The organism is Bacillus massiliglaciei (genome assembly GCF_900098925.1).
Taxonomy (GTDB): domain Bacteria; phylum Bacillota; class Bacilli; order Bacillales; family DSM-1321; genus Peribacillus; species Peribacillus massiliglaciei.
Map to the genome: position 1 here is coordinate 687329 of NZ_LT622360.1, position 11763 is coordinate 699091.

The window sequence follows — 11763 nt, forward strand, 5'->3', positions numbered from 1 at the left end:
TTCGTTGATTAAAAATTATACTTGTCAAAATGGAGTTCGAATCGTACTTGAAAATATCCCAACAGTACGCTCTGCCGCGATCGGTGTCTGGATCAAGACAGGCTCCCGGAATGAAAGCCCAGAGCTGAATGGGATTTCTCATTTTCTCGAACATATGTTTTTTAAAGGAACCAAGACAAGGAACGCCCGTGAAATTGCTGAGTCATTTGACAGCATAGGCGGGCAGGTAAATGCTTTCACTTCAAAGGAATATACTTGTTACTATGCAAAGGTTCTAGATAATCATGCCAGCTATGCGCTTGAGGTTCTGGCAGATATGTTTTTCAATTCCACTTTTGATAAAGAGGAATTAGAAAAAGAAAAAGGCGTCGTCTGTGAAGAAATTAAAATGTATGAAGATACACCGGATGATATCGTTCATGATCTGTTAAGCCAGGCTGTTTATCAGAATCATCCGCTTGGTTATCCAATTCTGGGTACAGAGGAGACGTTATCGACCTTTACAAGTGATACTTTAAAGAAGTATGTTTATGATATGTATACACCCGATAAAGTCGTTATATCTGTTGCGGGGAATGTGAATGAGGAAATGATTAAGGAAGTCGAAAAATATTTTGGCTCTTATGAGGGTGGTCAAACTAAGCAAGAATTGATTAAGCCTGTTTTTCATCAAAATCATTTCACAAGAACGAAAGAAACAGAACAAGCTCATTTATGCATTGGATATGAGGGGCTTGAAATCGGACATGAAGACAGCTACAGCCTGATTGTACTTAATAATGTACTTGGAGGCAGCATGAGCAGCCGTCTTTTCCAGGAAGTCAGGGAAGAAAGAGGGCTGGCCTATTCTGTCTATTCCTATCATTCAAGCTATCTGGACAGCGGTATGGTCACGATATATGGCGGGACAGGGGCGAATCAGCTGGACAGCCTTTATAATACTGTTAAGGAAACTCTGGATGTATTCAAACGGGATGGAATCACAGAAAAAGAACTGAGAAACAGTAAAGAACAGCTAAAAGGAAGCTTGATGCTCAGCCTTGAAAGTACAAACAGCAGAATGAGCAGAAACGGAAAAAATGAATTGTTATTAAGAAAACATCGTTCATTGGATGATATGATTGAAAAAATTGACCAAGTGACGGCGGAAGGTGTTCATCAGCTGGCAAACAAGATATTTACTGAACATTCATCTTCATTAGTAAGTCCGCTTGAAAATTGGAAAAGATAAGGTACTGGTCTGCTTTTGCCCTGTTGGGGCGGAAGCAGGCTTTTTTTGGGCTCTATACTATTTGTTGGGGTATCCATACAATTGTTTGCATAAAAAATGCACGCAAACATCCAATTCTTTTATACTTGAGTTGACTAGAAACAAGTAGAGAATGGAGTTGCGTGCACATGAATTTTACCATGAATATCCCCGGTTTAAAAGGGGTTACCATTTTAAAAGTAGAGCAGGTGGAGGAAACGATGAGGGTATATGTGGAAATGGAACGCAGCCTCCAGCAGTGCCCTGACTGCGGAGCTCCCACCTCTCGTGTTCACGACTACCGGATCCAAAAGGTTAAGCACTTAAAGTGGTTTGAGAGGAAGACGGATTTATTCTACAAACGCAGACGGTATGTCTGTGCATGCGGGAAGCGTTTTTCGGAACAAAACCCGTTCGTACAGCGTTACCAGCGTACATCTATTGAATGGAATCAGGCCGTGGGCATACGGGCGATTAAAGGAAAGACCTTTAAAGAAACGGGGGAAACCTACGGTTCTTCGTCTTCTACTATTGTCCGCCGGTTTGACCGTTTGGCTCGGAGTGAAATACGTTCTGTGGAAAAGCTGCCTTCTGTGATTGCCATTGATGAGTATAAAGGAGATACACGAGAAGGAAAATACCAGCTCATCATTGCCGATGGAATCACCAAAAAGCCCTTAGATATCCTGCCTAATCGCTATAAGAATACGATTAAACACTATCTTCAAAAGTATGGGGACCAGGTTCAGGTGGTGATCATGGACATGAGCCATTCTTTTAAATCGGCGGTTCAAAGTGCCTTAGGCCGCCCTGTGATTGTGGCCGATCGCTTTCATTTCTGCCGGTATGTCTATTGGGCGCTGGACGGTGTCCGGAGAAGGGTACAGAAAGAGTTTCACCCGTATGACCGCAAGAAGTGCAAACGTATGAAGCATGTCTTTCACAAGGCCTCCGACCGCCTGACAGAAGAAGACAGATGGCATCTGCATCGTTATTTGGATATGTCGGAAGAGCTTAAAAAAGCGTACGAATTAAAGGAAACCTATCGTGGCTGGTTTGTTCAGGCGAAGGAATCTGGATCGGAAGATATAGGGAAGGTCAAACAGGGCCTGAGAGACTTTTATCGACGGGTCCAGGACTCTGGCATTCCTGAAATGGAGAAAGCCATTACCACGCTCCAAAATTGGCAGACAGAAATCTTAAACAGCTTTGTTTATGGGTATTCGAATGGTTTTTTAGAAGGGATCAACAATTCAACGAAGGTTCTTAAGCGAAATGCGTATGGATTCAGGAATTTCAGCCGTTTTCGGGCAAAAATATTATTAACCCATCAGTTTAAAGGAATTGGGATACATATTGGTTAGGGATGGCGATCAGTCGCCACCCCAACATTTGACGGAGAACCTTTTTTTGCAGCTTAGGACGGAGCTAGAAGCACTTTTGTATAAAAAAGCCAAGAACCGAAACTCCATCACATAATCCTCGTTTCCGTATGCAAATGCAATTAGGGATAGTCTATCTGAACACCCGTGACCATGGGTATCTTAAGTTTATTGGACAGCTCATGCATTTTAAGAGTGAGGAACATCATATAGTAAAGAAGAGAGGACAGATGAAGACAGGGGGAAGCTTATATGAGGCTGAGCAAGTTGAGCGGCAAAGAAATTGTAGATGTAAACAGGGCAGAAAGGTTGGGAGTTCTTGGCCAAACGGATCTAGAAATCGACCATACAGGACAGATTAAAGCATTAATAATTCCTTCCGTAAAATGGTTTGGTATCATTCGCGGCGGCAATGAAATAAGAGTGCCCTGGGAACGGATTAAGAAAATTGGGGCAGATATGATGATTATCGATTTTTCTCTTGAAAAAAGCCCTTATAAAGATTCAGACTAAATGTTAATAGCCGTTTACAGCGGCTTTTTTTGATGTCTTTATTCTTCACCGATTGCATGCCGGATACATAAGATGTGAGGGTACTTGAAAAAAGAAGATAAGAAAAAAACATAAAATATTTCATTGGATTCATTTAAAAAAGAAGGTGACGGTTTAATGCTAAACGGCATGCAAATCGCTGTAATTGGTGGGGATGCACGTCAGCTGGAAGTGGTCAGAACACTGACAGAGCTTGATGCAAAACTAATATTAGTGGGCTTTGAGCAGTTGGATCATGCGTTTGCAGGAACCATCAAGGAAAATGTGCAAGATGTACCATTTTCTCAAGTGGACGCCATTATTCTTCCGGTTCGCGGAACAGATCAAGACGGAAAAGTAGAAACGATTTTCTCAAGCGAAGAAGTCATACTTACAAAAGAAATGATAACAGCTACCCCTGAACATTGTGTATTTTATTCGGGTATCAGCAACCATTATTTAGATGCTCTATTTAAAGAAGCGAATCGGAAACTTGTTTTATTATTTGAGAGAGATGATGTAGCTATTTACAATTCTATTCCGACAGTAGAAGGAGCCATCATGATGGCTATACAGCACACAGACTTTACAATCCATGGCTCGAACATTGTAGTGCTGGGCTTAGGGAGGGTTGGTATGAGTGTCGCCAGGTCTTTTCAGGCACTGGGAGGCAAAGTGAAGGTAGGTGCCAGAAAAAGCGAAGACCTTGCGAGAATTACGGAAATGGCTGCAGAACCTTTCCGCCTGAAAGATTTAAAGCCGGCAGTGAATAATGCTGATATTGTCATTAACACAATCCCTTATCCTGTGATAAGCGCTGAAGTTATTGCACAGATGCCGGTTCATACTTTAATCATCGATCTAGCTTCAAAGCCTGGCGGTACAGATTTTGATTTTGCTGAAAAGCGTGGAATCAAAGCATTGCTTGCACCCAGCCTGCCAGGAATCGTCGCCCCGAAGACAGCGGGTAAAATATTAGCCAATGCTTTGGGAGACTTATTACAGGGAGAAGCAAAGAAAAAAAGGGGGAATCCATCATGAGCTTAAATGGCAAGCGGATTGGCTTTGGGTTAACTGGTTCGCACTGTACCTATGATATCGTTTTTCCTGAAATAGAAAGAATTGTGAATGACGGAGCTGAAGTTATACCTGTTGTCACTTCCACTGTGAAAAATACGGAAACCCGTTTTGGAAAAGGTGAGGATTGGATTGACAGAATTGAAAAATTGACGGGGCATCATGTCATTGATACAATCGTCAAAGCAGAGCCTCTAGGACCGAAGCTGCCGCTGGACTGTATGATCATTGCTCCTATGACCGGCAATTCTATGAGTAAACTTGCCAATGCAATGACTGAATCTCCGGTTCTGATGGCAGCAAAAGCAACGATGAGAAATCATCGCCCTGTCGTACTCGGGATTTCTACCAATGATGCCCTTGGCCTGAATGGGATGAATTTGATGCGTCTTATGGGTGCTAAGGATCTTTATTTTGTGCCTTACGGCCAGGATGATCCTTTTAATAAACCAAATTCAATGGTAGCAAGGATGAGTCTGATATATGATACGGTGATTTCCGCATTAGAGGGAAAACAGCTTCAGCCTGTTATTATTGAAAGGTACAAAGATTGAAGCCTTAGAAAGGCAGCCTTTGACAATTTTTCTGTAATTAAATGGATTATACGGAGCCCTTGCGGAATATTTCGTAAAAGATTGTTTCTTTAACACATGAATATGATAAAATAAATGATATTCCAATAGCAATTTAGACTATATAATATAAAAAACAGAGATTGAAAAGGGGTTTGGACAAATGACAGAGACACTGGGTTTGAATATTGCGGTTGTAGGAGCGACCGGAGCAGTAGGGCAGCAAATGATTTCTACTCTTGAAGGAAGGGACCTGCCGATTAAGAAGATTTTATTCTTATCTTCAGCCCGTTCTGCCGGTACTAAAGTTACTTTCAAGGGGAAAGAAATCACAGTTCAGGAGGCAAAGCCTGAAAGCTTTGAAGGCATCGATATCGCATTATTCAGCGCCGGTGGCAGCGTGTCCAAAGCACTTGCGCCTGAAGCCGTAAAAAGAGGTGCAATTGTTGTTGACAACACAAGTGCCTTCCGGATGGATCCGGATGTACCGCTTGTTGTACCGGAAGTGAATGAAGAAGATTTAAGAAACCATAACGGCATTATCGCAAATCCTAACTGTTCAACGATTCAAATGGTTGCAGCTTTGGAGCCGATTCGTCAGGCGTATGGCTTGAAAAAAGTAGTCGTGTCTACTTATCAGGCTGTGTCTGGTGCAGGGGCAGCCGCCATTTCTGAATTAGAAACACAGGCAAGAGACTTGCTTGACAGGAAAGAAATAAAGACAGAGATTCTTCCAGTCAAAGGCGGGGAAAAGCATTATCAAATTGCTTTTAACGTGATTCCTCAAATTGATAAGTTTGAAGATAATGGCTTTACATTTGAGGAAATGAAAATGATAAATGAAACAAAGAAAATTATGCATATGCCTGAATTGTCTGTAGCGGCTACGTGTGTTAGACTTCCTGTAGTAACTGGGCATTCTGAATCTGTGTATATTGAAATAGAAAATGACGGAGTTCTTGCATCAGATATCCAAGGACTGATGCAAAAAGCGCCGGGAGTTGTGCTTGAAGATGATCCAGCCAACCAGATCTATCCGATGCCTGCTGCTTCTGTAGGGAAAAATGATGTCTTTGTCGGCCGCATCAGAAAAGATTTAGACGAAGCGAAAGGTTTCCATCTATGGGTCGTTTCAGACAATCTATTAAAAGGTGCAGCATGGAACTCGGTTCAGATTGCAGAGAGCCTGCTGAAATTAGGGTTAGTTACTGTAAAATAATTGGATTCTGTTTACTTCGTATACAGAGTAAGATCGGTCAGCAGTCTTATTATGGATTGCTGGCTTAAATTTGAGGTGTGTAATTATGAAAATCATCGTTCAGAAATTCGGCGGAACTTCTGTTCGTGACGAAGAAAGCAGACGGCATGCTAAACGGCATATTGAACATGCTTTAAAGGATGGATACAAAGTTGTTGCAGTTGTATCTGCCATGGGAAGAAAAGGGGATCCATATGCAACGGATACTCTCCTCTCTCTTATAGACGGAGGAAATCTTTCTAAAAGAGAAGTGGATTTATTAATGTCAGTGGGAGAAACCGTTTCTTCTGTGGTTTTCACTGATATGCTGCTGCAGGAAGGGCTGAAGGCGACGGCATACACAGGAGCACAGGCCGGTTTCCTTACAAGCAAGGAACATTCCAACGCTAAAATTATTGAGATGAAATGCGACCGTCTTCTGAAAGAGCTTGAAGTGAATGACGTAGTAGTAGTCACTGGTTTTCAAGGTGCAGCCAAGAACGGTGACATCACTACACTGGGCCGCGGCGGAAGCGATACCTCTGCTGCAGCTTTAGGAGCTGCTCTGCAGGCAGAGGTCGTTGATATTTTTACAGATGTGGAAGGGATCATGACGGCGGATCCGAGAGTTGCTGAGCATGCCAGACCGCTAAAAGTTGTTTCCTACACAGAAGTCTGTAATATGGCCTATCAGGGAGCAAAGGTTATTCATCCCCGGGCAGTGGAGATTGCCATGCAGGCAAAAATCCCGATCCGTATACGTTCCACTTATAGTGACGGTTTGGGCACATTAGTGACCAGTGTTAATAAAGGGAGCGAAGGAACCGACATTAAAGAGCGCTTAGTAACCGGTATTGCTCACGTTCCCAATGTCACACAGATTAAAGTCAGCGCTAAAAAAGAACAATATAATCTGCAGGCAGAAGTTTTTAAAGCAATGGCCAATGCTTCTATTTCAGTAGATTTTATCAATATTTCACCAAATGGTGTGATTTATACGGTCAGCCACGATAAGACCGCACTGGCTATTGATATATTAAAAGAAATGGGCTATACACCTGTAATTGAGGAAAACTGCGCCAAAGTTTCCGTTGTAGGCGCAGGGATGACAGGCGCTCCAGGTGTGGCTGCAAAGATTGTGACTGCCTTATCAGAAAATGGAATCGGCATTTTACAGTCTGCGGACAGCCATACAACAATTTGGGTGCTGGTAAAAGAACAGGACTTAGTTAAAGCGGTTAATTCTTTGCATGATGCTTTTAATCTTCATGTAGAAAGCGCAGAATGAATTCTAAAATATGCTGTTTAAGAGGTGTTAATATGATTTTCGGTAGAGTTTCAACGGCAATGGTTACCCCTTTTGATAGTAAAGGGAATGTGGATTTTCAAAAAACGACTACACTTGTCAATTATTTAATTGAGAATGGAACTGATTCTGTTGTATTAGCTGGTACAACAGGTGAATCACCAACGCTCTCAACAGAAGAAAAACTTGCTCTTTTACGCCATGTTGTAAAGGTTGTCGATAAAAGAATTCCCGTCATCATGGGAACAGGAAGCAATAACACGTATGCTTCTATCGAATTAACGAAAAAGGCTGAAGAAAATGGTGCAGATGCAGTTATGCTTGTTGCCCCATACTATAATAGAACAAACCAGGAAGGATTATTCCAGCATTTCAAAACGGTTGCTGAAAGTACAAAACTTCCGGTTATGCTCTATAATATTCCTGGAAGATCCTCGGTTAATATTGAGCCTGAGACGATCATCGAACTTTCTAAGATTGAAAATATTGTTGCTGTAAAAGAAGCAGGCGGCAATTTGAGTGCAATGACACAAATTATTGCAGAAACAGAAGATGACTTTATTCTCTACAGCGGGGATGATGGTCTTGCTCTTCCTGTTCTTGCGATAGGAGGCGCGGGTGTTATTTCTGTGGCATCTCATGTAGCCGGGAATGAACTTCAGGAGATGATTGCGGCATTTACAAGCGGAAACCTGAAAGAAGCGGCAGAATTGCATCAAAAACTCCTTCCTTTATTCAAAGGCCTGTTTGCGGCTCCGAGTCCTGCCCCTGTAAAGACCGCCCTGCAATTAAAGGGAATTGATGTAGGGTCAGTTAGGCTTCCGATTGTGCCATTGACAGAAGGCGAACGCACCGCTTTAACTGAAATTTTAAAGCAATATTCTTAAATAAGATAGGAAGCAGCTACATATAAAATCTGCTTGCCTTGACTGGATAAAAGGATCAATCCATGCGATAGGTATCAGAGTGTAGACAAACTTGAGTTTTTCGAGTTTGCCTACACTCTTTTTTCTTTTAAATATGTAAATAATTGTTTCCTTCGCTGGAGCCGCCGCTTTCCAATCTACTTTAATTAAAGGAACAGTAATTTTTTCGAAATGATGTAATTCAACGAAAAATGACAAAAGTCACCGATGATGATCATCTTTTTGCCTTTTGTCAACAATGGCGGCCACTCCATACGATTGGCTTTATTATCATACTAAAGAAGCGTATGAAACTTTCAAAAATCCAGACTTCCTCTCAGATCTTAATCAGTCAGGCACAGAAAAAGATTCTTTTGTCCTCTTTCAATAGATTCTGTATATTCATAATAATTTCGTCAGTTCTGCAGTATCTGTTGTAATCATTTTTAGTCATCAGGTATAATGGTTACAATTGGTTTGTACGGGATTATATGAAATTAGTAATTCAATTCAGGTAGAAAGCAATGAAACTAGATAGTAAGTAAATCTAAAGGCAGCTGAGCTTCTGCTGTTATGCAGCGGACAGCGAGTTTAAGGAGGACGTAAGATTGAGTAGAGAAAATAGAGGCATAAAGATTATCCCGCTTGGAGGACAAGGGGAACTAGGAAAGAATATGTATGTGGTGGAAGTCGATGAAGATCTATACGTGCTGGAAGCAGGGCTTATGCTTCCGGAAGAGGAAATGCTCGGCATTGATGCTGTTATTCCGGACATTGCTTTTCTGCAGGAAAACAGGCACCGAGTACGCGGTATTTTTATCAGTCACGGGCATGAAGACCATTTTGGGGCGCTCTCTTATATTTTAAAGCATTTAAAAGCACCGGTTTATGGTACAAAATTAACGCTTGCTTTAATAAAGGCAAAGCTTAAAGGGGACGGCTTTAATGGCAGAACAGAATTCATTGAAGTAACGTCTGATTCTCTGCTAAGTTTTCCAAGTGCGGCCGTTTCTTTTTTCCGGACAAATCACAGTATCCCTGATTCAGTTGGAATTGTCATTCATACTGGAGAAGGTGCCATTGTGTATACAGGTGACTTTAAATTTGATCAGGCGGCTTCAGAATTATACCGGCCTGAAATTGGGAAAATGGCTGGCCTTGGGGAAGAAGGAGTTTTTTGTTTATTGTCTGACAGCACAGGAGCAGAACAGCCAGGTTATACACCTTCTGAAGCCATTATTGCTAAGAATATGAAAGATACCTTTTATAAAGCCGAGGGACGTATAATCGCAGCTTGTTTTGCTTCAAGCCTTAACAGAATACAGCATGTATTCAATGCTGCAGCAGCGAGCGGCAGGAAAGTGGCTGTCGTCGGCAAGAGTCTTCAGCGGGTATATGAAACGGCATTGAAGCTTGATTATCTGAAGGTTGAAGAAGATTTAATTGTTCCTGTACAGGAAATTGAACGTTATGAAGACAAGGAGATTGTGATCTTATCAACGGGTCATCAAGGAGAACCTATTGCTGCCCTGCAAAAAATGGCTAAGCAGTCCCATCGGCAAGTGACGATCAAAGAGGGAGACACAGTAGTCATTGCGGCTTCACCGCTTCAGGGCGGAGAGCTTACATTGGCAAAAACAATCGATATGCTGTACAGGGTGGGAGCGCATGTAGTGACAAACCGTCAGCGTGTCCATGTTACAGGTCATGGAAGCCAGGAAGAACTTAAAATGATGATTAACCTATTAAGACCAAAATTCTTCATTCCTGTCCATGGTGAATACCGCCATTTATATGCACATGAGAAAGTCGCCATGGAAGCTGGTATACCAAGGGAGAATATTGTAATTGCGAGCAAGGGTGACGTCATTGAGGCCAAGAAAGACGGAATTCGAATAGCAGGCAAAGTGCCGTTTGGAAATATTCTGATAGATGGCAGCGGGGTAGGTGATGTCGGAAATATTGTGCTGCGCGACCGCAGACTTTTATCCCAAGATGGGATTTTAATTGTTGTTGTGACATTAAAAAGGCAGGATAAAAGCATTGTAGCAGGACCGGAAATGATATCCAGAGGATTTGTGTATGTTCGGGAATCTGAAGGACTTATGGAGGAAGCCTCTGAAAGAGTTACTGCCATCGTTAAGGAAAATGGAAGCCGTCAGCCATTTGACTGGGCAACATTGAAGCAGGAAATGCGCGATTCTCTTAACCAGTTCTTTTACGAAAAAACAAAGCGCCGCCCAATGATTTTGCCAATTATTATGGAAATATAAAACTGACGGCAAAGCTGATTTTATGGGGGGGGATTTTCCCTTCGATAAAATTGGCTTTTTTTATTCCTATTTGAAATCGGAATGAACGGCTGTTTGCTGAAGGTCGGCGTCAGCTTTTTGGAAATGTGCTGTATAGAGAGCTTATGGTCAGTACACCCGGATTTAAGAAATGTCTTTATCTTTTATAAGAATGAAGTATCCGGCCGGTGACATACTAAAATTACTTAGTGTGGAAAGGGGTTTAGAAAATGGATAAAACACCATTGCCAAATGGAGGGGATGACCGCCAGGAAGGCAAAAATTCTACCTTGATGGAAAAAATACAGCAGCTTGGCAGTACGAATGTTCCTCAAATGTCCCAGGATTCTAAGATTCACTGTTTAACAATCGTTGGACAGATCGAAGGTCATATGCAGCTTCCGCCGCAAAATAAGACAACAAAATATGAGCATGTCATTCCTCAAATTGTAGCAATTGAACAAAATCCAAATATAGAAGGACTGCTTGTCATTTTAAATACAGTTGGCGGTGATGTAGAAGCCGGACTGGCGATTGCTGAAATGCTTGCTTCCCTTTCAAAACCGACCGTGTCGATTGTCCTTGGGGGAGGCCATTCCATCGGGGTCCCCATTGCTGTTTCTTGCGATTATAGCTATATAGCAGGAACGGCCACCATGACCATTCATCCAATTCGCCTGACCGGCCTTGTGATTGGAGTTCCGCAAACCTTTGAATACTTGGATAAAATGCAGGACAGAGTGATTAAGTTTGTTACAGATCATTCTCAAGTGTCCGAAGAAAGCTTTAAAGAACTGATGTTTGCCAAAGGCAATTTAACAAGGGATATCGGAACAAATGTGGTAGGAACAGAAGCTGTAAAAGAAGGGATTATTGACGAAGTGGGCGGAGTCGGGCAGGCCATCAGAAAATTGAATGAACTGATGAATGTCAAGAATGATGAGGAGGGACTGCTTCAATGACGCTGTATACGATCATACCTGAGGAAATGATTTTTGAGGATCAGCCGGAGATGCGGCAGAATTTATTTGAAATTCAGCTGGGCGGTATACCTGTTCAGGTAGAACATGATGGCGGCCAGTCTCTTCGGATTGAACGCATATTAAGCACAGACCCGGCAGATTTCCTGCATCACCATATTCAGCCTGGAAAAACGATTCCATTGTTTTATTCATGAAAATAGAAAATAAGTCCAACTGAGCTAAAATATGAT

The 11763-nt window shown here is 42.0% G+C and carries 11 protein-coding genes; all 11 read left to right on the top strand.

Annotation, left to right across the window (positions count from 1 at the left end; genetic code table 11):
• Positions 1-4: 4 nt before the first annotated feature.
• The 11 genes from BQ4305_RS19890 (at position 5) to BQ4305_RS19945 (ending at position 11727) form a co-directional block, all read left to right on the top strand.
• A complete protein-coding gene (locus BQ4305_RS19890) occupies positions 5-1231 on the top strand; it encodes a M16 family metallopeptidase (protein WP_110929461.1) in 1227 nt (408 codons plus the stop codon).
• A 161-nt stretch (positions 1232-1392) separates the two neighbouring features.
• A complete protein-coding gene (locus tag BQ4305_RS19895) occupies positions 1393-2613 on the top strand; it encodes an ISL3 family transposase (protein WP_199880690.1) in 1221 nt (406 codons plus the stop codon).
• Between the two features lie 270 nt (positions 2614-2883).
• Complete coding sequence (locus BQ4305_RS19900) at positions 2884-3144, top strand: YlmC/YmxH family sporulation protein (RefSeq protein ID WP_110929462.1); 261 nt, start codon at positions 2884-2886, stop codon at positions 3142-3144.
• 156 nt (positions 3145-3300) lie between these two features.
• The gene (dpaA, locus tag BQ4305_RS19905; RefSeq protein ID WP_110929463.1) at positions 3301-4203 is read left to right on the top strand and encodes a dipicolinic acid synthetase subunit A; all 903 of its coding nucleotides are present in this window, start codon (positions 3301-3303) and stop codon (positions 4201-4203) included.
• Positions 4200-4793, top strand: coding sequence for a dipicolinate synthase subunit B (locus BQ4305_RS19910; RefSeq protein WP_110929464.1), 594 nt, complete (start codon positions 4200-4202; stop codon positions 4791-4793). The genes dpaA and BQ4305_RS19910 overlap by 4 nt, the downstream gene beginning before the upstream one ends.
• 181 nt (positions 4794-4974) lie before the next feature.
• Complete coding sequence (asd, locus tag BQ4305_RS19915; protein WP_110929465.1) at positions 4975-6030, top strand: aspartate-semialdehyde dehydrogenase; 1056 nt, start codon at positions 4975-4977, stop codon at positions 6028-6030.
• Positions 6031-6115: 85 nt separating this feature from the next.
• Positions 6116-7336 (top strand): aspartate kinase, encoded by a 1221-nt coding sequence (dapG, locus tag BQ4305_RS19920; RefSeq protein ID WP_110929466.1) that lies wholly within the window; start codon positions 6116-6118, stop codon positions 7334-7336.
• Positions 7337-7368: 32 nt separating this feature from the next.
• Positions 7369-8241: a 4-hydroxy-tetrahydrodipicolinate synthase gene (gene dapA, locus BQ4305_RS19925; RefSeq protein WP_110929467.1), complete on the top strand. Its 873-nt coding sequence runs from the start codon at positions 7369-7371 to the stop codon at positions 8239-8241.
• A 626-nt stretch (positions 8242-8867) separates the two neighbouring features.
• The gene (locus tag BQ4305_RS19935) at positions 8868-10532 is read left to right on the top strand and encodes a ribonuclease J (RefSeq protein ID WP_234397009.1); all 1665 of its coding nucleotides are present in this window, start codon (positions 8868-8870) and stop codon (positions 10530-10532) included.
• Positions 10533-10780: 248 nt separating this feature from the next.
• Positions 10781-11512 carry a ClpP family protease gene (locus BQ4305_RS19940; protein WP_110929469.1) on the top strand — a complete coding sequence of 244 codons (732 nt, stop codon included), beginning with the start codon at positions 10781-10783 and terminating at the stop codon, positions 11510-11512.
• Complete coding sequence (locus BQ4305_RS19945) at positions 11509-11727, top strand: YlzJ-like family protein (protein WP_110929470.1); 219 nt, start codon at positions 11509-11511, stop codon at positions 11725-11727. Before BQ4305_RS19940 ends, BQ4305_RS19945 begins: the two co-directional genes overlap by 4 nt.
• The last annotated feature ends 36 nt before the right edge of the window (positions 11728-11763 follow it).

What these genes read in the sequence shown, in the direction of transcription:
- BQ4305_RS19940 (WP_110929469.1), top strand. Translation starts at nt 10,781, where the DNA reads ATGGATAAAACACCATTGCCAAATGGAGGGGATGACCGCCAGGAAGGC.
- BQ4305_RS19900 (WP_110929462.1), top strand. Translation starts at nt 2,884, where the DNA reads ATGAGGCTGAGCAAGTTGAGCGGCAAAGAAATTGTAGATGTAAACAGG.
- dpaA (WP_110929463.1), top strand. Translation starts at nt 3,301, where the DNA reads ATGCTAAACGGCATGCAAATCGCTGTAATTGGTGGGGATGCACGTCAG.
- dapA (WP_110929467.1), top strand. Translation starts at nt 7,369, where the DNA reads ATGATTTTCGGTAGAGTTTCAACGGCAATGGTTACCCCTTTTGATAGT.
- BQ4305_RS19945 (WP_110929470.1), top strand. Translation starts at nt 11,509, where the DNA reads ATGACGCTGTATACGATCATACCTGAGGAAATGATTTTTGAGGATCAG.
- asd (WP_110929465.1), top strand. Translation starts at nt 4,975, where the DNA reads ATGACAGAGACACTGGGTTTGAATATTGCGGTTGTAGGAGCGACCGGA.
- BQ4305_RS19910 (WP_110929464.1), top strand. Translation starts at nt 4,200, where the DNA reads ATGAGCTTAAATGGCAAGCGGATTGGCTTTGGGTTAACTGGTTCGCAC.
- dapG (WP_110929466.1), top strand. Translation starts at nt 6,116, where the DNA reads ATGAAAATCATCGTTCAGAAATTCGGCGGAACTTCTGTTCGTGACGAA.